This is a genomic window from Methylobacter sp., from assembly GCF_004322395.1.
In the GTDB taxonomy this organism is placed as follows: Bacteria; Pseudomonadota; Gammaproteobacteria; order Methylococcales; family Methylomonadaceae; genus Methylobacter_A.
This window is the reverse complement of record NZ_SCTW01000118.1, coordinates 55,104-79,824: the sequence shown is the minus strand read 5'-3', so window position 1 is coordinate 79,824 and position 24,721 is coordinate 55,104. Positions and strand designations below refer to the sequence as shown.

Below are 24,721 nucleotides of genomic sequence, written 5' to 3'. Positions count from 1 at the left end.
GGATAGAATGGTTTGCGGTCTTTAAAAGTAAAGTTTTAAAGCATCGGCGCGCCGGCAAATTTTTCGGTTGAAAGAGGTAATTTAAAGGCTAAGTAGACTAAAAAACTCTCCGCTGTTGAGTTCATATCTTTAAATCTTTTATGGATAAAATGAGGCTCGTTGATATGCAGAACTCCGAAGTTATTCTTACTGCCGACCTGCTCCAACTAATCATTTATTTCGGAGCCGTAATTGCGATCACCGGTATTATGCTAGGTGGCGCGCACCTGTTGGGCCAGAGGCATCACGCCAAAGCTGCCGACGAGCCTTTCGAATCGGGGATTGTTGCTGCGGGCGATGTTCATATCCGATTTTCCGTTCAGTTTTATTTACTTGCGATCTTTTTTGTTATTTTCGATATGGAAAGCGTATTCCTGTTTGCCTGGTCGGTGGCATTGCAAGAGTCCGGCTGGTTCGGTTTTATCGAAGCACTGATTTTTATCGGCGTATTAATCGCTGCATTGATTTACCTGTGGGCTATCGGCGCTCTTGATTGGCGTACTCGCCGGCAGCGTAGCGTCGGATCATAGGAGAAACTATGCAGCATTGGACTTTAACCAAAGCGGAGACCGATTCCAACTCACAGCATGGGCAGCAGACTTATGATGAGGCGTTGCGCCGTAATTGCCTGTTTGCCAAGCTCGAGGATATGGTCGCATGGGGACAATCTCATTCCGTTTGGCCTTTTAACTTCGGCCTGTCTTGCTGCTATGTAGAGATGGCGACCGCATTCACCAGCCGCCATGACATTGCCCGTTTCGGCTCCGAAGTGATCAGGGGGTCGCCTCGTCAGGCGGACCTGATCGTTATTTCGGGCACTGTTTTTATAAAAATGGCGCCGGTGGTCAAGCGGCTCTACGACCAACTGCTGGAGCCGCGCTGGGTCATATCCATGGGTTCCTGCGCCAACTCCGGCGGCATGTACGATATTTACAGCGTCGTACAGGGAGTGGACAAATTTTTACCGGTGGATGTTTATGTGCCGGGCTGTCCGCCCCGGCCCGAGGCCTTATTGCAAGGATTGATGCTGTTGCAGGATGCGATAGGCAAAGAAAGACGTCCGTTAAGCTGGGTAGCAGGCGATCAAACGGTAGCTAAATCATCCAAGCCCAGTTACCGCGATTTGCTAACCGAAGAAAGGATGCATGCCCGGCAGTTGAGAAGTCCGGACGAGATATAGCCTGGCTGGTAAATTTTTTCGCGTATACGTAGGGCGTGCTGTGCGCGCCATTTAGTGTCGCTACCGCGACGTTTATTTGAATCGGGTTCTCGCACCCGAGGGCGAGTTACTTTCTTTTGCTTCGCCAAAAGAAAGTAACCAAAGAAAAGGCGACCCGGTTGCCGCTTGCTTCCTGCGCTGCTACGAAAACCATCCCTGGTTTTCGCCCTGCGGGCCAGCCGATGGCTGTTCAAATTTGCTCCTGGCAAATTTGTCACTTTCGACGAGGGTTGCCAGAAGGGCCATCCTTGGCCCTCTGGCAACGCGCTGCATCCATGCAGCGCCCCTTTCGGGCTACTCCCGCCGAAAGCTCCGGTGCTCGGCGCGGCAAACGGGAGTACCGTCTAAGCGTAACATTAGGCCTTAATTCACCACACGAAGTTTTATTTCTTCGTGCCTTCGTGGTGAATATTTTATAACCGATTTACCTGTTATGAATACGAAGGGGAATACATTGGACAGTACCGCTGACAGCATCGATATTCCTACTGAAGCACCGCGGATCGTTCGCGAACTGACCGAGCGAATAGGCGCGGATGGCTTTGCCATCCAGCCGACCCGCGACGGCATAATCACGCTTTGGGTTTCCCGGCAGAACCTGCGCACCATTCTCCTCTATCTAAAATTACAGGCAGTTCCGCCCTTTGGTTTATTGTTCGACCTGACAGCTATCGACGAGCGGCAGCGCAGCCATCGGCAAGACCTTCCGGACAGCGAATTTACCGTCGTCTATCATTTGCTCTCGTTTGAACGCAATGAAGATATCCGGCTCAAAGTTGCGCTGACCGAAGCCGACTTGTCCGTGCCGACTATCAGCAATATTTGGCCCTCGGCCAATTGGTACGAGCGCGAAGTCTGGGATATGTTCGGCATCGTCTTTGAAGGCCATCCGCATCTTCGGCGCATCCTGATGCCGCCAACTTGGCAGGGCCATCCGCTACGCAAGGATCATTACGCCCGCGCAACCGAAATGGAACCCTATAGTCTTTCCGACCGGCAGCAGGACATCGAACAAGACGCTTTGCGCTTCGTGCCGGAAGATTGGGGCATGCGTCGGCACAGCGAAGACAGCGATTTCATGTTCCTGAATATGGGCCCCAATCATCCTAGCGTTCATGGCGTATTCCGTATCGCGTTGCAACTGGATGGCGAGGAGATTGTCGATGCGCTGCCCGACATCGGCTATCACCATCGCGGCGCGGAAAAAATGGGCGAACGGCAGTCCTGGCACACCTACATCCCTTATACGGACCGGGTCGATTATTTGGGCGGATCGATGAATAACCTGCCTTATGTACTTGCCGTGGAGCAATTGGCTGGAATCGACGTTCCGGAGCGCGCTCAAGTCATCCGCGTGATGATTTGCGAACTCTACCGTCTTGCCAGTCACCTGCTGTTTTACGGCACTTATACCCAGGATTTGGGCCAGATGTCGCCGATTTTTTATATGTTTATCGACCGCGAAAAAGTGTTCGATATTCTGGAATCGATTAGCGGTGCGCGGATGCATGCCAGTTACTTCCGAATCGGCGGCGTCGCAATGGATTTGCCCAAAGGCTGGCATAAACGCATACGCGAGTTTATCGATTACTTGCCTGCCCGGCTGGATCAATACGACAAGCTGGTGCTGCAAAACACCACACTGAAGCATCGGACTCAGGGTATCGGCGCGTATAACACTGAAGAAGCCATCGACTGGAGCGCGACCGGCCCGAATCTTCGAGCTACCGGATTTGCATGGGATTACCGCAAAGCGCGGCCTTATTCGGGCTATGAAAATTACGAGTTTGAAATCCCCACCGGCAGTCGCGGCGACTGTTACGACCGTTGCACTGTGCGGGTAGAGGAGATGCGCCAGAGTCTTCGCATCATCAAGCAATGCATGGACAACATGCCGGAAGGGCCGCATAAAGCCTATCACCCGTTGACCACGCCGCCGCCCAAAGCACGTACGCTGCATGATATAGAAACCCTGATCCAGCATTTTCTGAATGTAAGCTGGGGACCGGTGATTCCTGCCGGCGAATCCTGCGTAACCGTCGAGGCCACCAAAGGTTTGAATGCTTACTATTTGTCCAGCGATGGCAACACGATGTCCTACCGTACCCGTATCCGCACACCGTCTTTTCCGCATTTACAAATGATACCGATGATGTGCCGTGGAATGATGATTCCCGACCTGGTTGCAGTATTAGCCAGCATAGATTTTGTGATGGCCGACGTGGACCGCTGACATGAACGAGCCAACTTTTGAGGGTTTAAGTCTTGCTGAAATCGAGGAAATTAACGCCGAGATAAGTCATTATCCGGATAAAGCCGCGATCTCCATCGAAGCGCTGAAAATCGTTCAAAAACACCGCCGCTGGATTTCCGACGAGTGTCTGGTTGCTATCGCCGAGCTATTGGAAACATCGCCCGCACAACTTGAAGCGGTAGCAACTTTCTACAATCTGATTTACCGCCAACCCGTCGGCAAAACCGTCATTCATTATTGCGACAGCGTTACCTGCTGGATGTTGGGTAGCGATCAAATAAAGGAGCGCTTGTGCCGGCATTTGAACGTCGAATTGGGCGAAATATCTACGGACGGCGAATACACTATTTTGCCGATTGTGTGCCTGGGCGCTTGCGACCATGCGCCGGTTGCGATGGTTGGGGATCAGCTGAGACTCGACCTTGGCGAAAATGCCGTTAACGAGATTTTCGGAAGGTAACCTGCTATGGAAACTTTGGATAAGCCGCTGACTAAAAATATCCGCCCGGACCGCGCCTTTGCTACGCTGGCCGATTACGAGAGCACCGGCGGTTATCAAGGACTGCGCAAGACAATCGCAGAGTTGCAGCCGAAAGACGTGCAGCAATGGGTTAAAGATGCGGGATTGCGTGGCCGCGGCGGAGCGGGATTCAGCGCCGGACTCAAATGGAGTATGGTGCCTATGGATGCCAATGCTCCACAAACTCGCTACTTGATTGCCAACGCCGATGAAATGGAGCCGGGAACGTTCAAAGATAGAATACTGATAGAGCAAGACCCGCATCAATTGATCGAAGGCATGATCATTGCGGCCTATGCGATTCAGGCAAATACCGCCTATATCTTCCTGCGCAATGAATACCACCTTGCCAAGCTACGTCTTGCTTATGCTTTGCAAGAAGCCCGGTCTAAAGGCTATTTGGGCGAACACATATTAAATTCGGCTTTCAGCCTGGAGATAGTTTTGCATACCAGCGCAGGGCGTTATATCTGTGGAGAGGAAACCGCGCTGATTAATGTGCTGGAGGGGAAGAGAGCCACGCCCAGGGCTAAACCGCCTTTCCCGCTGGTCAGCGGGCTTTGGGGCAAACCGACCGTAGTCAATAACGTCGAAACCTTGTGCAACGTGCCGCACATTTTGCATTATGGCGTCGAATGGTATCAGGGCTTGGCGCGAGGCGCGGATAAAGGAACAAAACTATTCGGGGCCAGCGGCCGCGTTAAACGTCCCGGTTTATGGGAATTGCCGATGGGCACTCCGATTCGTGAAATCATCGAACAACATGCCGGCGGTATGCAGGGCGGTTACAAGCTGCGCGGCTTCCTGCCCGGCGGTGCATCGACCGACTTTTTGCTGCCCGAGCATTTGGATGTGGCGATGGATTTTGATGCCGTAGCCAAAGCCGGTAGCCGACTGGGAACCGGAACCATCGTCGTCCTTGACGACCAAACCTGCCCGGTACAAATGGTGCTGAATCTGGAGCAGTTTTTCGCCCAGGAATCTTGCGGCTGGTGCACGCCGTGCCGGGACGGTTTGCCTTGGACGGTAACCTTACTAAAAGACATTATCGCAGGGCAAGGCCGCATCGAAGACCTTGATACTTTGTCCGGATTAACTCGCATGCTGGGCCCCGGAAATACCTTTTGTGCGTTAGCTCCCGGAGCCATGGAACCGTTGCAAAGCGCGCTTAAATATTTCCGCGAGGATTTTGAACATTACATCGTCGATCAAAGCGTCGCAATGGAGCCGGTGTGATGCCTCGTATCGAAATCGACGGCCAATCTTATGAGGTTCAGGGCGGCGACAATCTGCTGTCCGCCTGTTTGTCTCTGGGACTTGATTTGCCCTATTTTTGCTGGCATCCGGCAATGGGTTCGGCGGGCGCTTGTCGGCAATGCGCAATCATTCAATACAAGGATGCGGAAGACAAGCGGGGCAAGCTGGTTATGGCCTGCATGACGCCGGTAGCCGATGCGATGCGTATTTCCCTGGACGCCGAACAGGCGCGGAAATTTCGCAGTGATAATATCGAACTGCTGATGACCAACCATCCCCATGACTGCCCGGTTTGCGAAGAAGGTGGCGAATGTCATTTGCAGGACATGACAGTTATGAGCGGCCATACTTTTCGCCGCTACCGCGGCCTGAAACGGACCCATAACAACCAGGATCTCGGCCCGTTTATCAATCACGAGATGAACCGCTGCATCGCTTGTTACCGATGCGTGCGCTTCTATGACGAGTATGCCGGAGGCAAAGATCTGCAAGTTTTGGGCATGCATAACAATGTCTATTTCGGCCGGTTTGAGGATGGCGCACTCGAAAACGAATTCAGCGGCAATCTGGTCGAAGTCTGTCCGACCGGTGTCTTCACCGACAAAACCTTCAGTGCTCATTATGTGCGCAAATGGGATTTACAAAGCGCGCCGTCGATTTGCGTCCATTGCGGCTTGGGCTGCAACATCGCTCCCGGCGAACGCTACGGAGAGCTCAGGCGAGTTATTAATCGCTATAACGGCGAAATCAACGGCTATTTTCTTTGCGATAGAGGGCGCTTTGGATACGGTTTTGTCAATAGTCCCGAACGCATCAGAAAACCGCAGCTCAACGGACGCCTTGACATCACAACCGATACCGCGGAAAGCTATTTTCGTAGCCTGCTGCAAACCGGCGAACCGACGATAGGCATCGGTTCGCCACGCGCCTCCCTGGAAGCCAATTTCGCTTTGCGCACGTTGGTCGGCGAAGAAAATTTCTTCCTCGGTTTGGAGGATACGGAACATGGTTTACTTAATATTATCGCCGAACTGATGCGTGATGGCGGCATTCATTCGCCCTCGCTACGCGAAGTCGAACAAGCCGATGCGGTGTTGATCCTCGGTGAAGATGTGACCCACAGCGCGCCAAGGTTGGCGCTTTCGTTAAGGCAGGCCGCGCGCAATGCATCGTTCGAGCTGGCTGGCACCCTGCATGTATTGCCTTGGCAAGATGCCGCAGTGAGAAATTTGGATAAACAGGCCTTAACTCCGGTGTTTATTGCCGGAATTTGCGCAACACGCCTGGACGATATGGCCACGAATACTCATTACGGTAGCCCGGAAGACATTGCCCGGTTGGGCTTTGCGATTGCTCATGGTCTTGATCAGTCGGCTCCTGCGCCTGCCGCTTTGAGCGATGCGGAACAATCCTTGGCATTAGCTATTGCCGGTAGCCTGAAACAGGCGAAACGCCCGTTGATCGTATCGGGAACCGGTTGTGCAAGCCTTGCCGTGATTCAGGCGGCCTACAACGTCGCCAAGGCATTGCCGTCAGTAAATAAACAACTGGTGTTTACGGCACCGGAATGTAACAGCCTCGGCTTGGCGATCATGGGCGGAAGACATTTGCAACAGGCTTTCGAGCGAGTCGGCAGCGGTTCGGCCGGTAGCGTGATTATTCTTGAGAACGATCTCTACCGCCGGGCGTCCGCCCAAGATGTGGACTTGTTTCTTGAAGCTGCGGCACATGTGGTCGTTATCGACAGCCTGGAAAATAAAACCACGGAGCATGCCGAGCTGCTGCTGCCTGCGGCGACTTTCGCCGAATCCGAAGGCACCTTGGTCAATAACGAAGGGCGGGCTCAGCGTTATTTTCCGGTCTATCCGGCAACAGAGCCGGTGCGCGGCAGTTGGCAATGGTTGACAGCTATCATCGAAGATTCCCAATGGCAGCATCACGATGCGCTTACGACGGCTTGCGCAAACGCATTTCCCGATCTTGCGGCTATCGTCCAGGCCGCGCCGGGAGCAGGTTACACGGTCAAAGGCTGCAAGATCCCAAGACAACCCCACCGCTATAGCGGCCGTACCGCGATGCACTCCAATATCAACGTCAACGAACCAGCTCAGCCGAGCGATATCGAAACGCCGTTCGCTTTTTCGATGGAAGGCGATACGGCACACGTCCCGCCGGCTTTATTGCCGGTTATCTGGGCTCCAGGCTGGAACTCCAATCAGGCTATCAACAAATTCCAGCAAGAAATAGGCGGTCATCTGCATGGTGGGGATGCCGGAGTATGCTTGATTGAAGCGTCAGGCACCATGCCTTGGTTCAGCGACATTCCTTCAGCATTCAAGCCGGAGCAGGATCAATGGCACATCATGCCGTTGCCTCATATTTTCGGTACTGAGGAATTAAGTCTGCATTCGTCACCAATAGTTGAACGGCTGCCTGCTTTTTGCGTTTTGTTGAATCCGCTGGACTCGGAAACATTGGAAGTCGATAGCGGCGATCAAGTCGGAATCTGTGATCTTTCAGGAGACCTTATTCTGAAAGCTCCGGTGCAAACAGAGCTTACCTTGCCTCGCGGTTTGATCGGCATAACGGCCGGGCTGCCTGCATTCCAATCTTTGCAAAACATAACCCAAGTAACGTTAAAAAAAGTAAATCAGGAGGGTCGGTTATGAATGCGGGCCTGGGCGAAGCAGCCGATATAGTCGGCATTTTAGCTTCGGTAATTTTTGTTTCAGCGATGCTGATCTGGGTGGAGCGCCGTCTGTTGGCGGTTTGGCAGGATCGCCTGGGCCCCAATCGGGTCGGACCGCTCGGTTTAATGCAGGTGGTGGCGGACATGGTCAAAATGTTTTTCAAGGAAGACTGGATTCCTCCTTTCGCTGACAAGCCGGTATTCGTGCTGGCCCCTACTATCGTATTTATCACCATGCTGACCGGCTTTGCTGTCGTTCCTTTTGCACCGGGCATCGGCATCATCGATTTTAATTTCGGATTGCTTTACTTCCTGGCATTGTCCTCGCTGTCCGTCTACAGCATCGTGCTGGCAGGCTATGCGTCCAGCAATAAATACTCGCTGCTTGGCGGCCTTCGTGCAGCGGCGCAGACGATTAGCTACGAGGTTTTCATGGGCATTTCGGCCATGGGCGTGGTGATGCTGTCCGGTACGTTTAATTTACGGGAGATCGTCGAAGCCCAGCGCGGCGGTTGGTTCATCGTTCCGCAGTTTTTCGGCTTTATCGTTTTCCTGATTGCGGTGGTAGCTGAAAGCCGCCGGACTCCGCTTGATTTGCCGGAAGCTGAACAAGAGTTGGTGGCAGGCTTTCATACAGAATATTCCGGCATGAAGTTTGGTATGTTTTTCGTCGGCGAGTATCTGGCTATTACGCTTAGCTCGGCGATGATGGTGACGCTTTTTTTCGGCGGTTGGCTGGGCCCCTGGTTGCCGCCGCTGTTGTGGTTTTGTCTGAAAACCGCTGTCGGCATTATGTTTTTCATTTTGTTGAGAGGATCGTTGCCTCGGCCTCGTTACGATCAGTTGATGGCCTTTGGTTGGAAAGTGCTGTTACCGGCGGCGTTGTTGAATTTGCTGGTTACCGGAGCCGTGGTTTTGTCATTGCGGGATTAGGGCGATGTCGGACATAGAAAAAGCAAGGTCCACGAAAAACACGAAAAGCACGAAAAAAAGCAATCGAAAGATTGTGTTGAATCGGCTTCCACGTCGGAGAGTGTGAATGCCTTGTAAAAGTCTCGGTAAAAATGCAGTGCGCAGAATTGTGTTTCAGGATTTTTCGTGCTTTTCGTGTCTTTTGTGGACGATGCTTTTGTGGATGTTTAATTCGAAGAGGGTAAAACGATGCTAAGTCAATTGCGATCATTATGGGAAGTTTTGAAGCATACGTTTGTCAAACCGGATACGGTCGAATACCCGGAACAGAAACCGGCGCTGTCTCCACGCTACCGTGGACGCATCGTGCTGACTCGCGACCCTGACGGCGAAGAGCGTTGCGTTGCCTGCAATCTGTGCGCGGTAGCTTGCCCGGTGGATTGCATCGCCTTGCAAAAAACCGAGGACGAGAACGGCCGCTGGTATCCCGAATTTTTTCGCATCAATTTTTCTCGTTGCATTATGTGCGGACTTTGCGAAGAAGCCTGTCCAACTAACGCGATTCAACTGACGCCGGATTTTGAAATGTGCGAATACGACAGGCAGAACATGGTTTACGAAAAACAACACTTATTAATTGATGGGACCGGGAAGTATCACGATTACAACTTTTACCGGGTAGCCGGGATGACAGTCGGGAGTAAAGCCAAGGGACAAGCCGAAAACGAAGCGCTGCCGGTTAATGTAAAAACCTTGTTACCCTGATGGAGAGAATATTATGACGTTGACTTTGTTTTATATCACTTCCGCCGTTGCCATTTTCGCGACGGTAATGATGATCACCCGGCTCAATGCAGTACATGGGCTGTTGTACCTGATTTTGTCTCTGCTGGCCGTCGGCGTTTTGTTTTTTTTGTTGGGCGCTCATTTTGCCGCGGTGCTGGAAGTGATCATTTACGCCGGGGCGATTATGGTTCTGTTTGTTTTCGTGATCATGATGCTCAATCAAGGGCAACAGACCATTGACCAGGAACGCGCTTGGCTACAGCCGGATACCTGGATCGGACCGTCGCTGCTGGCATTGATTCTGTTTATCGAAATGCTGGCCGTTATTGTGCTTGGCGGCAACGCGGACACCGGCCACATAGTGAACGCCAAGCAAGTCGGAATAGCATTATACGGGCCTTATTTGCTGGCGGTGGAACTGGCGTCGATGCTGCTGCTGGCCGGTTTGGTCGGCGCTTATCACTTGGGAAAGCCGATGCTGAAAATGAGAAAAGCCGGAGGGGAATCATGAATGGGATTCCGATGGAATATGGCCTGTTGCTATCTGCCGTGCTGTTTGTGTTGGGGCTAATCGGGGTGTTGGTGCGGCGTAACCTGATTATGATGTTGATGTCTCTGGAAATTATGTTCAATGCTACTGGTTTGGCTTTTATTGTGGCGGGGTCTCGTTGGGGACAAGCGGACGGGCAAATCATGTTTTTACTGATATTAACTCTGGCTGCGGCTGAAGTGGGGGTCGGACTTGGGCTGGTGCTGCAAATTTTCCGCCGGTTCCATACGCTGGATGCGGATTCGTTGAGTGGGATGAAAGGATAGACGATGAAAATGATAGAACTGCCAGAGCACAATGGTCCATCACTCCGGCAGGGAGTTTTTGCTAGTTCCCAAGCTCCAGTTTGGGAACTCAGTGCGGGAAGCTCCAGCTTCCCGGGGCACAGAAAGCTAGAGCTTTCTGGACTGGGGTACCCAAGCTGGAGCTTGGGTACCCGCTTAGTTTCAACCGCTCGCACTGCTGGGTGTCACAAGGCGCAGCGCGCCTCGACTGCATTCCCACGCGGCGCGTGGGATCGAGGACAACGGTAATGGGAATAATCGAACTACTAAAGTGGGTGCCATTATTTCCATTCCTTGGGTTTTTAATTCTGGTACTGGCGGGTAAATGGCTCACCAAATCGCTAATTGCCTGGGTTGGCGTCGGAAGCGTGGCTTCTTCGGCATTATTAACCGCTCTGATCGGAGCTGAATTCCTGAATGGAACGATGCGGCCTTACCAACTGGTATTGGGACACTGGATGGAAGTTGACGATCTGTCGATACCCTTCGGCTTCTATCTCGATGCTTTGTCGGTCACGATGCTTTTTGTCGTTACCGGTATCGGCTTTCTAATCCATTTATATGCTGCCGGATTTATGGAATCCGACTTCGGCTATGCGCGATTTTTCGCCTATATGAACCTGTTTGTGTCCGCGATGCTGGTGCTGGTGCTGGCAGATAATCTGGCTCTGCTTTACCTAGGCTGGGAAGGTGTCGGGCTCGGCAGTTATCTGCTGATCGGATTCTGGTATGAAGACCCGAACAACGGCTATGCCGCACGCAAGGCATTTGTAATGACCAGGGTCGGAGACACGGCTATGTTATTGGGCCTGTTTCTGCTGTTTACCCAATTGCATACGTTCGATATTCAGCTCCTAATGCTCCGGGCGACCAGCCAGTGGACTCCGGGCGCCGTGCTGCCTGTTGCGGCAGCAACATTGCTGCTGGGCGGAGCATTGGGTAAATCCGCGCAATTGCCGCTGCAATCTTGGTTACCCGACGCGATGGCAGGCCCTACGCCGGTTAGCGCGCTGATTCATGCTGCCACGATGGTCACTGCAGGCGTCTACCTAATTGCAAGGACTAATGCCTTGTTTATGATGGCGCCGCCGGTTCAATTCGCCGTTGCGGTGCTTGGAACGATCACCTTATTAATGTCCGGCTGCTCAGCGCTGGTTCAGACCGACATCAAGCGTATTCTCGCTTATTCAACTATCAGCCAGATTGGTTATATGTTTCTCGCTTTGGGCGTTGGAGCTTGGTCGACGGCGATTTTTCACTTACTGACTCATGCGTTCTTCAAAGCGCTATTGTTCCTTGCCGCGGGCGCGGTGATTTTCTGTTTTCATCACGAGCACAACATTTTCAAGATGGGCGGGCTGCGTAAAACCATGCCTTTGGCTTTCTGGAGTTTTATGATCGGCAGCGCGGCTTTATCGGCCCTGCCTTTTACCTCAGGTTTTTACAGCAAACACGAGATTCTGATGGCGGTTTTCGAAGTCTCTCCGCTTTTGTGGGTGTTGGGCTGCCTCGGCGCATTGATTACCGGCATCTACAGCTTCCGTCTTGTGTTCGTGGTTTTTTTTGGCAGGGAACGCCCTGCCATTGAAAGCAAGCTCGGCTGGAGAATGAGCTTGCCGATGATTTTGCTTGGTGCGTTGGCGCTATTTGGCGGCATGTTGCGAATCCCTTTGGATTCTGTATTGCCGGATTTGTTTAATATTGACCATGGCTTCAATCTTGTCTCGTTCATTACCGCTACGACATCTTTTATCGGTTTATTGATCGCGGGGCTGTTCTATCTTACCGGTACTTTTTCCGTTCAGCGTCTTGCAGGCTTCAACCTTGTGAAGGAAATTCAAGGGTTATTTTTTAATGGCTGGGGCATCGATGCGCTTTATGACACATTGGTGATGCGGCCCTTTAAAACCATCGCCAAACTCAATAAAAACGATGCCGTGGATGGCATATACACTACGCTAGTGTTGCTAAGCCGGGGAAGTCATTTTCTGATCAGTGCGTCCCAGACCGGGCATATTCGTTGGTATGTCTCATTGATGACGCTCGGCACTGTGGCTATTCTCGCTATAGGATGGTTGTCGTGATATTGCTTGTGCTTATCTGCGTTTTGCTGTTGGGAGGGTTCGCTGCCTGGTTTTCAGAGCGCAGGAATCCGGCGGCTCCGCGTTGGGTAGCGATCGTTACCCTTACGGTTGAGGTTCTGTTGCTAATATTGCCCTACTCGATTGCTAGTGAAACTGACGGTTTGTCATCAGCTTGGTTTGCCGAGTTTTCCGGCCCGTGGATACCGCGTTTCGGCATTGGTCTTCATCTGGCTATGGATGGTCTCAGCCTGCTTTTGATAATGCTGACGGTGTTGCTCGGATTTATGGCAATCAGCAGTTCGTGGACCGAAATCAAGAACCGGCAGGGTTTCTTTTTCTTCAATTTGTTGATGTGTCTGGCCGGCACGATAGGCGTGTTTCTGGCGGTTGATTTATTTTTGTTTTTTTTCTTCTGGGAATTGATGATTGTTCCGATGTATTTTCTGATCAGCATCTGGGGTCATGAAAACCGGACTTATGCGGCAATCAAATTTTTTATTTTTACGCAAGTCAGCAGTCTGCTGATGCTGATAGCGATCATAGCGTTGATGCTGATACGTTATAACAAAAGCGGTACTTATAGTTTCGATTATTTCGAATTGCTCAATACTGCACTTGGGCCTGATGCCGAACTTTGGCTGATGCTGGGCTTTTTTATCGCGTTTACCGTCAAGCTGCCTGTGGTGCCTTTTCATACTTGGCTGCCGGACGCTCATACTCAAGCGCCTACCGGAGGCAGTGTGATTCTGGCCGGAGTCATGCTTAAGACCGGCGCCTATGGCTTGCTGCGTTTCGTCATGCCGTTGTTTCCGGAAGCGGCGCAGCAGTTTGCCCCGGTGGCGATGGCGATGGGCGCAATCGGCGTGCTTTATGCGGCGGTCATGGCTTTCGCTCAATCCGATCTGAAACGGTTAATTGCTTATACCAGTGTCAGCCACATGGGTTTTATTTTGCTTGGGATATTTTCCTGGAATCCTCTTTCCTTGCAGGGCTCGGTCGTCACGATGCTGGCTCACGGCATCAGCGCTGCGGCGTTGTTTATGATCGCAGGAGCTTTGCAGGAACGGCTGCATACACGCGAAATGGGAAATATGGGAGGGCTATGGCCCGCGCTGCCCATTTTGTCGGCGTTGACATTGTTCTTTGCGATAGCGTCGTTAGGCCTTCCCGGATTGGGGAATTTCGTAGGCGAATTCCTGGTGTTGCAGGGAGCGTTTAACGTCAATACAGCATTAACCGTTGCGGCAACGTTAGTCTTAATTCTAGCTCCGGTTTATGCGCTGATCATGATACAAAAAACCTTTTACGGTCCACTTTATCAGCATGCTCCTTTGTCCGATTTCAGCCGCCGCGAATGGCTGTCGCTAGGCTTGCTGGCGCTTACTACGGTCTGGCTTGGCCTAAGTCCTCAGACGGTATTGAACGTCTCGGCTCCTGCTCTGAAGCAGGAAATGCAAAGCTCCGTTGTGAAGGAAGGCTAATGAACATTAACCAGCTTATCGCTCTTGCGCCTATTATGACTATTGCCGGAACTGCGATAGCGGTAATGTTAGGTATTGCTGTCAGGCGGAATTTTGTTTTGGCTTGCAGCGTTGCCGCCGTTGGCCTCATCCTGTCGCTTTGGTCGTTGGGCAGCGCATGGCGGGAAATCCCGATTCAGACCGGTTTATTGATCCAGGTCGATGCTTATATGCTTTTTTATATGGCGCTGTTGCTGTCGTCAGGTCTTGCGGTGTTGGGATTTTGTTACGATTATTTTAAAGATCGTGAAGGACAAAATGAAGAGCTCCCGCTGCTGCTGCTGACTGCCCTTCTGGGCGGCTCTGTGCTGGTCGGCAGCACTCATTTTGCAGCTTTTTTTATGGGTCTTGAAATACTCAGTATCTCGTTGTTTGTGCTGATAGGCTATCCGCTCAAGCAATCGCGGCCGTTGGAGGGAGCAATCAAATACCTGATATTGTCGGGGGTGTCTTCGGCTTTCCTGCTGATGGGCATGGCGTTGATTTATGCGCAATGCGGCGAGCTTTATTTCAGTGGCATCGGAGGCTATATCGCGAGCCGGGACGATATGAATATCATGGTTCTAGGTGGGATTATCCTGATCGTGGCCGGGCTGGGTTTTAAGCTTTCCCTGATACCGTTTCATCTATGGACGCCGGATGTTTATCAGGGCGCACCCGCGCCGATCACTGCATTTATCGCCACCGTTTCAAAAGGCGCTGTTTTTGTTTTACTTTTGAGATATTTCATCAGCACCGATAGTTACGCATATAAGCCATTACTAAATATCTTCAGTGTTATTGCCGGTCTATCGATACTGGGAGGTAATCTACTGGCGTTGCTGCAAAATAATGTTAAGCGTTTGCTGGCCTACTCATCCATCGCTCACATGGGATATTTGCTGGTCGCATTCATTGCGGGCGGCAGTATTTCTTCCGTGTTGCTAATAGAGTCGGTTACCTTTTATCTGTTCGCTTATTTTATTACCACGATCGGCGCGTTCGGGGTTGTTTCTATACTTTCAACGCCGCAAACGGAAGCCGAGGATATTTCTTTTTATCGTGGGCTGTTTTGGCAAAGACCGTGGCTGGCGTCGGCTTTTACCCTGATGCTGCTGTCGCTGGCAGGTATTCCGCTGACTGCCGGTTTCATCGGCAAATTCTATATTTTTGCCGGCGCAGCCGATAGCCGATTATGGGGATTGCTGTTTGCTATTATCGTTGGGAGCGGTTTAGGGCTTTACTACTATTTGAGGATCATCGTTGTTATGTCAACGAATGCCGAAACCACTGCAATTGAACCTGCTCAATATTCCATTTCCACTGCAGTACTCGTTTTTTTAACGATGTTGTTGATTTGGTTCGGCATTTATCCAACTTTGTTGGTAAATGTCATTCAGTTGGTGGCCTACGCGACATGATAAATATTAAATCTGAATTATAATTGGCGTATTTGGAGAAAGATTGGAATAACTATGCGGCAAACAATAAAAGCAAAACACGAGCTTCGCTTGCATGAGCTAAAAAAAGCAGTAAACGAATTTCTTGAGTTCACCGAAAATTTAACGCTACTCCAAACCGTCAATGAAAAAGTTCAGGAAATGGCTCAAGCGGTTGATATGCTGCAACAGGTATTGCAACAAGGTTTAGCGGCAAATAAGCTGGTTAAGGCTATGAGCGATTCCGAGGCAGCTGCGCTGCTTGATGAGCTTGTCGATACGGATGCGGTTAGTGAGCTGGAGGCTTATATGCTATCGGTGGCCGGAAGTGTTGAAAATGCCGAGGTCACGCAGTTTTTAACCGAAATAATGGACAAGGTTGAGCATAAATATAATCTGCTGCTTGAAAAAGCGCATGCGTATAATGCGCTACTTAAAGACTAGCCGGCAAAGTCATTAATAATTGCGTTGAACGGAAAACTTTGCCAATAAAGTCAGAGCTTGTTTGTATTCTGAATCAGGCAATACGCTTAATGCACTTATTGCTTTTTGGGCTTCTTCATCGGCGCGTTGTTCTGTGTAGCCAATGGCTTTAGTGCGTTGCACAATGGCAAATACTTCGTTGAATGCGTTGCGATCGCCGTTTTTTATCGCATCAATAATAATTTTGGCCTCGCTTTCGTTGCTGTTTTGTATCGCGTAAATCAATGGCAAGGTGGGTTTGCCTTCGGCAAGGTCATCGCCGAGATTTTTGCCCAGTTCGTCTATGCTGGCTTTGTAATCGAGTGCGTCATCAATCAATTGAAAAGCAACGCCCAGATGTTGTCCGTATAACGCTAAGCCTTGCTCAATTTCAGTTGATGCTCCGGCAATAACCGCAGCTAATTTGGTTGCAGCGCTAAATAAAATAGCTGTTTTTCTGGCAATAACTTCGAGATATTTTTCTTCGGTAGTTTCCGGGTTATTACAATTTAAAAGTTGCAGCACTTCGCCTTCCGCAATAGCGGTGGTGGTTTTTGAGAGTATTTCCATGACCCGCATATTACCGGTGCGCACCATCATTTCAAACGCGCTGGAGTAAAGATAATCGCCGACTAATACGCTGGCCGCGTTACCCCAGACAGCATTGGCGGATTCTTTGCCGCGTCTGAGATCGGAATCGTCGACAACGTCGTCATGCAGCAGCGTGGCGGTGTGGATAAATTCAATGACCGCAGCCAACAGCAGGTGGTTGTCGCTGGCTCCCCCCAATGCCTTGGCCGCCAATAAAAGCAGCATCGGACGCAACCGTTTGCCGCCGCTACCCACTATATAGCGCCCCATCTGGTTGATCAGGATAACATCGGAACTTAACTCATTAATGATGAGTTGGTCGACAGCTTTAGCCTCAGCAGTAGTTAATTCCTTGATTGAATCAAAATCAATGGGGGCGGGAGCGGGGGATTGTAAATGCGATGCCATTATGTAGTGTTGCGTGTGTATGTTTGGGTTACTTTTCAGGGCGATAGCCATGAAAATCAAAGTCTGTTAAACTATTATAACTTAATAAAACGTTAATGGCCCATGCTATTGATGAGTTAGATTGATTGCAATAGCTTAGTTTATACTCTTTTGATAAGTTATTTAGAGTTTTAGTTCAATTTAGATTGACTCGACTTTGTTTTAAAAATATAATTTTTTGTTTACTTTAAACAGATTAATGCTTGATGGAGCTTGCGCCGATGTATGCGGTAATTCAAACAGGTGGTAAACAGTACCGCGTAGAAGAAGGTACTTACTTAAAAATAGAAAAACTGGAGCTAGGCGAAGGCGACAGCATTGAGTTCGATAAAGTTCTGATGGTTCAGTCAGACGATGCTGTTAAGGTCGGCATGCCTTTTATCGAAGGCGGCAAAGTTACAGCGACAGTCTTGTCTCAAGGTAGGCACGACAAAGTTAAAATTATTAAATTCAGAAGACGTAAGCACCATATGAAACAAATGGGGCATCGTCAGTACTATACAGAAGTCCAGATTACTGGCATTTCTGCTTAAGATATCAGGAGTTACAAATGGCTCATAAGAAAGCTGGCGGTAGTACCCGTAACGGACGCGACTCTAATGCGAAAAGATTAGGTGTTAAACGTTACGGTGGCGAGACTGTAACGGCAGGCAATATTATCGTTCGTCAACGTGGAACCCAGTTTCACGCGGGTGATAATGTAGGTTGCGGAAAAGATCATACTTTGTTTGCGACAGCTGACGGCAAAGTGGTTTTTCAGGTTAAAGGCCCTGATAGCCGTAAATTTGTCAGTATTGTTGCTGCATAAGGCACACAACTATCGCGCTATTAATATGGCGGGACAGTTAAGTCGGGTTTTTAAGTAATCCGGCAACTTTAAAAAAGCTCCGCCGTTTATGGCGGGGCTTTTTTTGTTTTTATCGGTTGAGTTTGAAGTTTGGCGGCATGTGATTTATGAGATTTGTTGACGAGGCGGAAGTTCGTGTAGAAGCTGGCGATGGCGGCAATGGCGCCATTGGCTTCCGGCGCGAGAAATATATTCCGATGGGCGGTCCGGATGGCGGCGATGGCGGCGATGGCGGCAGCGTTTATCTGATTGCAGCAGAGAATGTAAATACGTTAGTCGATTTTCGATACCATGCCGTACATCGGGCGCAACGCGGACAGAACGGCATGAGCCGTAATTGCACCGGCAAAAAAGGCGACGATTGCTATGTGCCGGTGCCGCTTGGAACGCTGGTTTCCGATGCGGAAACCAGCGAGGTCATAGGTGATTTGACTGAAGTTGGGCAGACCCTGCTGGTTGCTCAAGGCGGTTTTCATGGTCTAGGCAATACGCGCTTTAAAAGCAGCGTTAACCGTGCGCCACAAAAGGCCAGCAAAGGCAGCGAAGGCGAACATCGCAGGCTTAATCTGGAGTTAACGCTGATTGCCGATGTCGGCTTGCTTGGCATGCCCAATGCCGGAAAATCCAGCCTGATTCGTTCGGTGTCGGCAGCAACGCCCAAAGTTGCCGACTACCCGTTTACGACCCTGCATCCCAATCTGGGTGTAGTTAGCGTTGATGATTTGCGTAGTTTTGTCATTGCCGATATTCCCGGCGTTATTGAGGGTGCGGCAGAAGGCGCGGGTCTTGGCTTGCAATTCCTGAAGCATTTGTTGCGCACCGGGCTGCTATTGCATGTGATTGATGTCGAGCCTTACGAAAGTACGGAATCGCCAGTGCAGGCGGCTAAAAAAATCATCCACGAAGTCGAAAAATGGAGCGATGAGCTAGCCGCCAAGCCGCGCTGGCTGGTGTTGAATAAAATAGACCGGTTGCCTGAAGAAGAAGTCGATCAGCGCTGCCAAGCGATTATCGATGAGCTGGAGTGGACGGGGCCGGTCTTTAAAATTGCAGCGATTAATGGAGATGGCACGAGAGAACTGATGTTCGCCATCATGAACTTTTTGGAACAGCAACGGCAGGAAAAAAGTGAGCAGGAGTGATTTTGCCAAGGTTAAGCGGATCGTCGTCAAAATAGGCAGTTCTTTATTGACTAAGGGTGGGCAGGGGCTTGATAAAACCTCCATCGCTGCTTGGGTTGAGCAGATGGCCGGTTTGAGACAGCAATCTATCGATGTGATACTAGTTTCTTCCGGGTCTGTCGCAGAAGGCATGTGCCGATTAGGTATGAAGGTGCGGCCCAAGACATTGCATGAATTGCAGGCGGCGGCATCTGTCGGTCAAATGGGTTTGGTGCGCGTTTTTGACGATAATTTTCAGCAGCATCGGTTGCATGCGGCGCAAGTGTTATTGACGCATGACGATTTGTCGGACAGGCAGCGCTATTTAAATGCCAGAAGCACATTGCTGACTTTGCTCAAGCTTGGTGTGGTGCCGGTTATTAATGAAAATGATGCAGTAGCGACCGAAGAGATCCGCTTTGGCGACAATGATACGCTGGCTGCGCTGGTTGCCAATCTGGTCGAAGCCGATTTACTAATTATTTTGACCGATCAGCAGGGCTTGTTTACGGCCGATCCCGGTTTGAATCCCGATGCAAAATTAATTTCCAAAATCAGCGTTAACGACGATCGGCTGGATATTATGGCCGGCGATAGCCGTAGCGGTTTGGGTCGAGGCGGCATGTGCACCAAAGTGCGGGCGGCGCGACTGGCGTCAAGATCCGGCGCGGCAACAGTCATTGCTGCCGGTGCAGTCAATAATGTTATTGCTGAGGTAATTGCCGGGGCCGATTTAGGGACTCATCTATTACCTGACATCGAGCCATTAGTCGCAAGAAAGCGCTGGCTCGCCGGACAATTACAAGTTAAAGGGCAAGTGACTCTGGATGCGGGCGCGGTCAGGATGCTGAAAAATGAGGGCAAAAGCCTTCTGGCTGTTGGCGTTAAATCGGTATCGGGTCGGTTTGAACGTGGCGAGTTGGTTTCTTGTATGGATGAAGCCGGCTTGGAAATTGCGCGCGGATTGACTAATTACGGCAATGCCGATGCCCAATTAATAGCCGGCAAAAGCAGCTCGGAATTTGAAAGTATTTTAGGTTATTTCGACGATTCGGAGCTGATACACCGGGATAATCTGGTAATAATTTAGATGACTCAAAAGCAATAAAAAAAGGCCGAAGCTCAAAGAGTCCGGCCTTTTTTTATTATATAAAGATAAAGCGATTAAGCGATAGCTTTTACTTTTGCGTTCAGTCTGCTTTTACCGCGTGCGGCTTTATTCTTGTGAATAATACCTTTGGTAACTGCGGAATCGATAATCGGAACGGCAGTGTTGTAGGCTGCTTGCGCTTTTTCTTTGTCGCCAAGCTTAACTGCGGCAATGATTTTTTTGATGAAAGTGCGTAAGTTGCTACGTTGTCCTGCGTTGCGAATACGGCTTTTTTCCGCTTGTCGCGCACGCTTCTTAGCTTGTGCTGTATTAGCCATAGTTTCTCGATTCTTTGTGGTAAGTTAATTAAGCCGTGCATTATCTGTATAAATGATATTATTGTCAAATTTTTAAAGTAACACAACAGGAGCGGCATTGAGCAGGCAGCTTTTTAAATCAACTGTAGTCGTCGGCAGCATGACCCTGATTTCACGGATCCTTGGATTTATCCGAGATATGTTGATTGCACATATTTTCGGCGTAGATTCGGCAACAGATGCATTTTTTGTCGCGTTCAAGATCCCCAATTTTCTGCGTCGATTATTTGCCGAAGGCGCTTTTGCACACGCCTTCGTTCCGGTGTTGTCCGAATATAAAGAGCGTGACAACAAAGCCGAGTTAAAGCAGTTTATCGATAAAACAGCCGGAACTCTATCGGTGTTTTTAGCGCTGATTACCTTGATCGGCATAATTGCAGCCCCTGTGCTTATCATGCTGCTGGCTCCCGGTTTTATGTGGCAAGGAAACCAATATCAGCTGTCCGTGCAGCTGCTGCAAATTACCTTCCCTTACCTGTTTTTTATTGCGTTGGTGGCTTTTGCCGGAGGCATTTTAAATGCGCATGGAAGATTTGCAATTCCCGCGCTAACCCCGGTTTTTCTGAATATCTGTATGATCGTCACCGCAGTCTGGCTTTCGCCATTGATGGAAGAACCTATTATTGCATTAGCCTGGGGTGTTTTTGCTGCAGGTATCGTGCAGCTGTTGTTTCAGTTTCCGTCGTTGATGCGATTGGGGCTGATGCCAAGACTAAGACTGGGCTTTGATGACTCGGGCGTTAAACGGATTATAAGCCTGATGCTGCCGGCAATTTTTAGCGTTTCGGTGACACAGATTAATTTGTTGCTGGATACATTATTTGCTTCGTTCTTAACCGTTGGTAGTGTGTCCTGGTTGTATTATTCCGACCGTCTGGTGGAGTTTCCGTTAGGTATTTTAGGCCTTGCGTTGGCAACGGTCATCTTACCGAGTTTATCCGAAAGCCATGCTGCGGAAGACGCCGCCGCTTTTTCAAATGCACTGGATTGGGGTTTGCGACTGGTTGTTTTGGTAGGGCTTCCTGCTACTATCGGGTTGCTGTTGTTGGCTGAACCGATGCTATCAACGCTGTTTCAATATAATGAATTCGGCGCCAGTGATGTTCATTTTGCAGGGCGGAGTTTAAAGGCGTATTCGTTTGGTTTGCTGGGTTTTATCCTGATTAAAGTGCTGGTACCGGGCTTTACCTCGCGCGGCGATATGAAAACGCCGGTTCGGTACGGGGTTTATGCAATGATAGTCAGCTTAGGACTGAATCTGGCGCTGGTTTTCCCGCTGGCGCATGCGGGGTTGGCTTTAGCGACATCTTTGGGCGCTTTTTTTAACGCCGCTTTATTACTGATAAAATTGCAAAGAGACAATGTGTACCGACCGGCAGACGGCTGGCGGCTGTTTTGTGTCAGAGTATCGCTGGCTGCCGGAGCAATGTCGGCCGGGTTGTATTATTTTGTCGATGCTGACTGGTGGAACCACTGGAATTCCTTGACCCGCGTGATCAATTTGGTGAAATGGATAGGAATAGGTTTGGCAATTTACACGGTAACATTGCTGTTAACGGGGTTAAGGCTAAAGCATTTGGCCGCTCGCAGGCATGATCAACCTTAACCTGACATTATGGATGGTTCCTAATAAGCAGCATGGAACAGGATTTTTATACTTCTCATGCAAAAGCGTAGATCCTCGGGAAAAGCCGGGGCGGTCTTTGAGACTATTCTGATCGTTTTTGACGCGGTTGTCTTTTTGCGATGTTGAATTTTACCATCCCTTGGCGCCCCGGGGCTCTTTGTAGACATCCCGGGGTGCCATTGCAGTTAATTGGCTGTTGCCATCCTATCCACAGCTGACTCTCAAACTTGGTGTTTCTTGGCCGAAAATCATCTGTGGAAGATCAGATATACGAGCAAACATGCCGGCCACCTTGAACATGAACTAATTAACAGACATAAAATACAGTCTCTCTGCCAAATACGATTCGCACGCACTGCTTAAAATAAATAAAGTGTCCTGAAACGCTTCAAGATCAAGCTGGTTGAATCAACAACAAGGTATCAAGAGACTCGGCCCGATTTATCCGGCTGTCTTGAATGCCCCATTTCCACCGTTACAGGCGACACGAAACCGAAATAAGCCGCTGCTAATGCTGTCAGCAAATGCAGCCAGACGTCATGGCCGAAAAGCGGAACCAACCCGAAGAGTGTACTCAAACCGGGGATAAGCCCAAACACGGCAAGTGCGCCATACAGAACGGCGAGGCAGCGAGCATAAACACGGGCGTCGTCAATATCTTTATAAGCCAAGATACCCCATGCACCAATACCCAAATGCACGATATTGTGCAGGGTGTTTATCGGAAACATACCGAACAGCAAACTATATGGCGATGACATGACCGGAGCATTTTGGGGTGGAGCCGTCATTAAGGCCGGAATGAAACCTAATATGCCAACAAGTAAATAAATAATACCAATAGATAGGGTGAATGTACGTATATTCATCACTGCCTCCAATTAATTTAAAAAGCTGATATTTAGATATAAATTGGAAAAGCTATTCAGCCATTTTCCGCTTCATCGCTTACCACTGTGTCCATCTCCTTATCCATTTTCATCACCGCAGTATGATCATCCTTACACTCGCTTATCCTTTTGCCCAATACGGTTGTATCCATGCCAGCCATTTTTTTCCTTAACGAAAATCTTGTCTTTTTCCTTTTGCGTGTGAATAATCAGCTCTTGGCGTATTTTGCTGTACCAACATCTTTTTCACATCGCTATTGTCATCGTTTTCAGAAATTTTGGCGTATACGGTAAATAAGTTTTCACTTTTCGTGGTTGCCAGTGAGCAAAGTGAAGGGGTCATTTTCACTCCGGAAGGATATGGATTTAGCTTTAGTCGGAATCATAAGTTTTCCTCATATTTAATCTTTCGTAATGAAGGGGCTGAACATTGCTAAAACAAAATCCGCTCGAGTTATATCCGAAGCAGTGACAAGAGACGACAATTCATCCATTTGAAAAAATGATACGATTAACCGGCCGAAATATCTGTACGTTGACGTACATTGTTCATCAGGCTTTAACTTTATCTAAGATTTTTAATTACCACTGTTACTATCGTTTGCCGGAGTGATAGCGCTTAACATAATAAGAACCGAACGGATAGGTAATATTCCACTGCTCTGTTAGCGCCGGTAGAAAAGATCAAAATAGCTGAATTATTCGACAAGTACTTTCCGTCACACGGCAACTGGTATGAAATGGGTTCCCTATACAAATACTTATCTGTAGAATTTAAATATTTATCTATGTAATGGAGCAACAACCAAATGGGTAGAGCCTATCAAAACCGTAAAGTGTCCATGGCCAAAACGTCTGATGCTAAGGCAAAGGTCTATAGCAAATATGGCCGCGAAATATATGTAAGTGCTAAATCGGGAGGTGTTGACCCTGCTGGAAATCTAGCACTGCGGGGGTTGATTGAGCGCGCCAAGAAAGACCAGGTGCCTACTCACGTTATTGAAAAAGCAATCGACAAAGCTAAGGGCGGAGGCGGCGAAGATTTCGCACCTGCACGCTATGAAGGCTTTGGCCCCGGCGGCTGCATGGTCATTGTCGACTGCCTGACCGATAACCCTAACCGTACTTTTGGCGATGTGCGCCAATGTTTTACCAAAACAAAATGTAAAATTGGCACTCAAGGCACGGTCAGCCACATGTTTGACCATGCCGCTATCTTGGCATTTAAAAATGATGACGAGGACGCTGTTCTTGAAGCATTGCTTACGGCCGATGTGGACGTTACCGATATTGAAAGCGATGATGGAAAAGTGACTGTTTTCACACCCCAGGCCGACTATTTCAAGGCAAAGCAAGCCTTAGCGGATGCGTTAGGCGAGATCGATTTTGACGTGGACGAAATACAGTTTGTGCCAAGATCTGTCACGGCTATTAGCGGTGATGATCTGGCAGTATTTGAAAGATTTTTAGACCTGTTGAACGATCTGGACGACGTGCAGAATGTTTATCATGATGCCGAATTTTAACGGTCCATGCAACGGTTGGTTGCTTTAATCGTGGTCTCTCTCGTTAAGCCAAGTGGCTTTAGGCTGCACACAACAGTCCCCGTACATGTCGTGTTTTAATGGATTCACTGGAAGAGGTTCTCTTGCTCCTTCGGCAAGCCCAGGACAAAGCTTGGGTGGATCGTTTCAGCCT

Annotated in this window: 25 protein-coding genes; 20 read left to right on the top strand and 5 right to left on the bottom strand. The window is 49.6% G+C overall.

What is annotated here, in order from left to right:
* Nucleotides 1-164 precede the first annotated feature (164 nt).
* From ndhC to EPO18_RS15980, 14 genes are all read left to right on the top strand, one after another.
* On the top strand, nucleotides 165-569 hold the full coding sequence (gene ndhC, locus EPO18_RS16045) for an NADH-quinone oxidoreductase subunit A (RefSeq protein WP_292435002.1): 405 nt from the start codon (nucleotides 165-167) through the stop codon (nucleotides 567-569).
* An 8-nt stretch (nucleotides 570-577) separates the two neighbouring features.
* A complete protein-coding gene (locus tag EPO18_RS16040; RefSeq protein ID WP_292435000.1) occupies nucleotides 578-1,219 on the top strand; it encodes an NADH-quinone oxidoreductase subunit B in 642 nt (213 codons plus the stop codon).
* A gap of 472 nt (nucleotides 1,220-1,691) precedes the next feature.
* Nucleotides 1,692-3,491 (top strand): NADH-quinone oxidoreductase subunit C/D, encoded by a 1,800-nt coding sequence (gene nuoC, locus EPO18_RS16035; protein ID WP_292434999.1) that lies wholly within the window; start codon nucleotides 1,692-1,694, stop codon nucleotides 3,489-3,491.
* A 1-nt stretch (nucleotide 3,492) separates the two neighbouring features.
* Nucleotides 3,493-3,972 (top strand): NADH-quinone oxidoreductase subunit NuoE, encoded by a 480-nt coding sequence (gene nuoE / locus EPO18_RS16030; RefSeq protein ID WP_292434997.1) that lies wholly within the window; start codon nucleotides 3,493-3,495, stop codon nucleotides 3,970-3,972.
* 6 nt (nucleotides 3,973-3,978) lie between these two features.
* A complete protein-coding gene (nuoF, locus tag EPO18_RS16025) occupies nucleotides 3,979-5,268 on the top strand; it encodes an NADH-quinone oxidoreductase subunit NuoF (protein WP_292434995.1) in 1,290 nt (429 codons plus the stop codon).
* Nucleotides 5,268-7,958: an NADH-quinone oxidoreductase subunit NuoG gene (gene nuoG / locus EPO18_RS16020; protein ID WP_292434992.1), complete on the top strand. Its 2,691-nt coding sequence runs from the start codon at nucleotides 5,268-5,270 to the stop codon at nucleotides 7,956-7,958. Before nuoF ends, nuoG begins: the two co-directional genes overlap by 1 nt.
* On the top strand, nucleotides 7,955-8,911 hold the full coding sequence (gene nuoH, locus EPO18_RS16015; protein WP_292434989.1) for an NADH-quinone oxidoreductase subunit NuoH: 957 nt from the start codon (nucleotides 7,955-7,957) through the stop codon (nucleotides 8,909-8,911). The genes nuoG and nuoH overlap by 4 nt, the downstream gene beginning before the upstream one ends.
* A 228-nt stretch (nucleotides 8,912-9,139) precedes the next feature.
* Entirely contained in the window at nucleotides 9,140-9,655 is a 516-nt protein-coding gene (gene nuoI / locus EPO18_RS16010; protein ID WP_292434987.1) for an NADH-quinone oxidoreductase subunit NuoI, read from the top strand.
* A gap of 13 nt (nucleotides 9,656-9,668) precedes the next feature.
* Complete coding sequence (gene nuoJ / locus EPO18_RS16005; protein WP_292434985.1) at nucleotides 9,669-10,187, top strand: NADH-quinone oxidoreductase subunit J; 519 nt, start codon at nucleotides 9,669-9,671, stop codon at nucleotides 10,185-10,187.
* Nucleotides 10,184-10,492 carry an NADH-quinone oxidoreductase subunit NuoK gene (gene nuoK / locus EPO18_RS16000; RefSeq protein ID WP_292434982.1) on the top strand — a complete coding sequence of 103 codons (309 nt, stop codon included), beginning with the start codon at nucleotides 10,184-10,186 and terminating at the stop codon, nucleotides 10,490-10,492. Before nuoJ ends, nuoK begins: the two co-directional genes overlap by 4 nt.
* A gap of 266 nt (nucleotides 10,493-10,758) precedes the next feature.
* Complete coding sequence (nuoL, locus tag EPO18_RS15995) at nucleotides 10,759-12,594, top strand: NADH-quinone oxidoreductase subunit L (RefSeq protein ID WP_292434980.1); 1,836 nt, start codon at nucleotides 10,759-10,761, stop codon at nucleotides 12,592-12,594.
* Entirely contained in the window at nucleotides 12,591-14,075 is a 1,485-nt protein-coding gene (nuoM, locus tag EPO18_RS15990) for an NADH-quinone oxidoreductase subunit M (protein ID WP_292434978.1), read from the top strand. Before nuoL ends, nuoM begins: the two co-directional genes overlap by 4 nt.
* Complete coding sequence (locus EPO18_RS15985; protein WP_292434976.1) at nucleotides 14,075-15,514, top strand: NADH-quinone oxidoreductase subunit N; 1,440 nt, start codon at nucleotides 14,075-14,077, stop codon at nucleotides 15,512-15,514. The genes nuoM and EPO18_RS15985 overlap by 1 nt, the downstream gene beginning before the upstream one ends.
* Nucleotides 15,515-15,568: 54 nt before the next feature.
* On the top strand, nucleotides 15,569-15,976 hold the full coding sequence (locus tag EPO18_RS15980; protein WP_292434973.1) for a hypothetical protein: 408 nt from the start codon (nucleotides 15,569-15,571) through the stop codon (nucleotides 15,974-15,976).
* Nucleotides 15,977-15,988: 12 nt separating this feature from the next.
* On the opposite strand, the gene ispB is transcribed toward EPO18_RS15980, so the two are convergent.
* Nucleotides 15,989-16,993, bottom strand: coding sequence for an octaprenyl diphosphate synthase (gene ispB / locus EPO18_RS15975; protein WP_292434970.1), 1,005 nt, complete (start codon nucleotides 16,991-16,993; stop codon nucleotides 15,989-15,991).
* Nucleotides 16,994-17,253: 260 nt separating this feature from the next.
* On the opposite strand from ispB, the gene rplU reads away from it, so the two are divergent.
* From rplU to proB, 4 genes are all read left to right on the top strand, one after another.
* Complete coding sequence (gene rplU, locus EPO18_RS15970) at nucleotides 17,254-17,565, top strand: 50S ribosomal protein L21 (RefSeq protein ID WP_292435019.1); 312 nt, start codon at nucleotides 17,254-17,256, stop codon at nucleotides 17,563-17,565.
* Nucleotides 17,566-17,582: 17 nt separating this feature from the next.
* On the top strand, nucleotides 17,583-17,840 hold the full coding sequence (gene rpmA, locus EPO18_RS15965; protein ID WP_292434968.1) for a 50S ribosomal protein L27: 258 nt from the start codon (nucleotides 17,583-17,585) through the stop codon (nucleotides 17,838-17,840).
* A 146-nt stretch (nucleotides 17,841-17,986) separates the two neighbouring features.
* A complete protein-coding gene (gene cgtA / locus EPO18_RS15960; RefSeq protein ID WP_292434966.1) occupies nucleotides 17,987-19,021 on the top strand; it encodes an Obg family GTPase CgtA in 1,035 nt (344 codons plus the stop codon).
* On the top strand, nucleotides 19,008-20,129 hold the full coding sequence (proB, locus tag EPO18_RS15955; RefSeq protein WP_292434964.1) for a glutamate 5-kinase: 1,122 nt from the start codon (nucleotides 19,008-19,010) through the stop codon (nucleotides 20,127-20,129). Before cgtA ends, proB begins: the two co-directional genes overlap by 14 nt.
* A gap of 74 nt (nucleotides 20,130-20,203) precedes the next feature.
* Here proB and rpsT read toward each other — a convergent pair whose 3' ends face one another.
* On the bottom strand, nucleotides 20,204-20,467 hold the full coding sequence (rpsT, locus tag EPO18_RS15950) for a 30S ribosomal protein S20 (protein WP_006890844.1): 264 nt from the start codon (nucleotides 20,465-20,467) through the stop codon (nucleotides 20,204-20,206).
* 97 nt (nucleotides 20,468-20,564) lie between these two features.
* On the opposite strand from rpsT, the gene murJ reads away from it, so the two are divergent.
* The gene (gene murJ, locus EPO18_RS15945) at nucleotides 20,565-22,112 is read left to right on the top strand and encodes a murein biosynthesis integral membrane protein MurJ (protein ID WP_292434962.1); all 1,548 of its coding nucleotides are present in this window, start codon (nucleotides 20,565-20,567) and stop codon (nucleotides 22,110-22,112) included.
* Nucleotides 22,113-22,555: 443 nt separating this feature from the next.
* On the opposite strand, the gene EPO18_RS15940 is transcribed toward murJ, so the two are convergent.
* From EPO18_RS15940 to EPO18_RS15930, 3 genes are read right to left on the bottom strand one after another with little or no spacing between them, the layout of a single operon-like run.
* On the bottom strand, nucleotides 22,556-23,002 hold the full coding sequence (locus tag EPO18_RS15940; RefSeq protein WP_292434960.1) for a DUF4383 domain-containing protein: 447 nt from the start codon (nucleotides 23,000-23,002) through the stop codon (nucleotides 22,556-22,558).
* Nucleotides 23,003-23,058: 56 nt separating this feature from the next.
* On the bottom strand, nucleotides 23,059-23,184 hold the full coding sequence (locus tag EPO18_RS15935) for a hypothetical protein (RefSeq protein ID WP_292434957.1): 126 nt from the start codon (nucleotides 23,182-23,184) through the stop codon (nucleotides 23,059-23,061).
* 8 nt (nucleotides 23,185-23,192) lie between these two features.
* Nucleotides 23,193-23,366, bottom strand: coding sequence for a hypothetical protein (locus tag EPO18_RS15930; RefSeq protein WP_292434955.1), 174 nt, complete (start codon nucleotides 23,364-23,366; stop codon nucleotides 23,193-23,195).
* Nucleotides 23,367-23,832: 466 nt separating this feature from the next.
* On the opposite strand from EPO18_RS15930, the gene EPO18_RS15925 reads away from it, so the two are divergent.
* Nucleotides 23,833-24,549: a YebC/PmpR family DNA-binding transcriptional regulator gene (locus tag EPO18_RS15925; protein ID WP_292434953.1), complete on the top strand. Its 717-nt coding sequence runs from the start codon at nucleotides 23,833-23,835 to the stop codon at nucleotides 24,547-24,549.
* Nucleotides 24,550-24,721: the final 172 nt, after the last annotated feature.

What these genes read in the sequence shown, in the direction of transcription:
- ndhC (WP_292435002.1), top strand. Translation starts at nt 165, where the DNA reads ATGCAGAACTCCGAAGTTATTCTTACTGCCGACCTGCTCCAACTAATC.
- EPO18_RS16040 (WP_292435000.1), top strand. Translation starts at nt 578, where the DNA reads ATGCAGCATTGGACTTTAACCAAAGCGGAGACCGATTCCAACTCACAG.
- nuoC (WP_292434999.1), top strand. Translation starts at nt 1,692, where the DNA reads ATGAATACGAAGGGGAATACATTGGACAGTACCGCTGACAGCATCGAT.
- nuoE (WP_292434997.1), top strand. Translation starts at nt 3,493, where the DNA reads ATGAACGAGCCAACTTTTGAGGGTTTAAGTCTTGCTGAAATCGAGGAA.
- nuoF (WP_292434995.1), top strand. Translation starts at nt 3,979, where the DNA reads ATGGAAACTTTGGATAAGCCGCTGACTAAAAATATCCGCCCGGACCGC.
- nuoG (WP_292434992.1), top strand. Translation starts at nt 5,268, where the DNA reads ATGCCTCGTATCGAAATCGACGGCCAATCTTATGAGGTTCAGGGCGGC.
- nuoH (WP_292434989.1), top strand. Translation starts at nt 7,955, where the DNA reads ATGAATGCGGGCCTGGGCGAAGCAGCCGATATAGTCGGCATTTTAGCT.
- nuoI (WP_292434987.1), top strand. Translation starts at nt 9,140, where the DNA reads ATGCTAAGTCAATTGCGATCATTATGGGAAGTTTTGAAGCATACGTTT.
- nuoJ (WP_292434985.1), top strand. Translation starts at nt 9,669, where the DNA reads ATGACGTTGACTTTGTTTTATATCACTTCCGCCGTTGCCATTTTCGCG.
- nuoK (WP_292434982.1), top strand. Translation starts at nt 10,184, where the DNA reads ATGAATGGGATTCCGATGGAATATGGCCTGTTGCTATCTGCCGTGCTG.
- nuoL (WP_292434980.1), top strand. Translation starts at nt 10,759, where the DNA reads ATGGGAATAATCGAACTACTAAAGTGGGTGCCATTATTTCCATTCCTT.
- EPO18_RS15985 (WP_292434976.1), top strand. Translation starts at nt 14,075, where the DNA reads ATGAACATTAACCAGCTTATCGCTCTTGCGCCTATTATGACTATTGCC.
- EPO18_RS15980 (WP_292434973.1), top strand. Translation starts at nt 15,569, where the DNA reads ATGCGGCAAACAATAAAAGCAAAACACGAGCTTCGCTTGCATGAGCTA.
- ispB (WP_292434970.1), bottom strand. Translation starts at nt 16,993, where the DNA reads ATGGCATCGCATTTACAATCCCCCGCTCCCGCCCCCATTGATTTTGAT.
- rplU (WP_292435019.1), top strand. Translation starts at nt 17,254, where the DNA reads ATGTATGCGGTAATTCAAACAGGTGGTAAACAGTACCGCGTAGAAGAA.
- rpmA (WP_292434968.1), top strand. Translation starts at nt 17,583, where the DNA reads ATGGCTCATAAGAAAGCTGGCGGTAGTACCCGTAACGGACGCGACTCT.
- cgtA (WP_292434966.1), top strand. Translation starts at nt 17,987, where the DNA reads ATGAGATTTGTTGACGAGGCGGAAGTTCGTGTAGAAGCTGGCGATGGC.
- rpsT (WP_006890844.1), bottom strand. Translation starts at nt 20,467, where the DNA reads ATGGCTAATACAGCACAAGCTAAGAAGCGTGCGCGACAAGCGGAAAAA.
- EPO18_RS15940 (WP_292434960.1), bottom strand. Translation starts at nt 23,002, where the DNA reads ATGAATATACGTACATTCACCCTATCTATTGGTATTATTTATTTACTT.
- EPO18_RS15935 (WP_292434957.1), bottom strand. Translation starts at nt 23,184, where the DNA reads ATGGCTGGCATGGATACAACCGTATTGGGCAAAAGGATAAGCGAGTGT.
- EPO18_RS15930 (WP_292434955.1), bottom strand. Translation starts at nt 23,366, where the DNA reads ATGACCCCTTCACTTTGCTCACTGGCAACCACGAAAAGTGAAAACTTA.
- EPO18_RS15925 (WP_292434953.1), top strand. Translation starts at nt 23,833, where the DNA reads ATGGGTAGAGCCTATCAAAACCGTAAAGTGTCCATGGCCAAAACGTCT.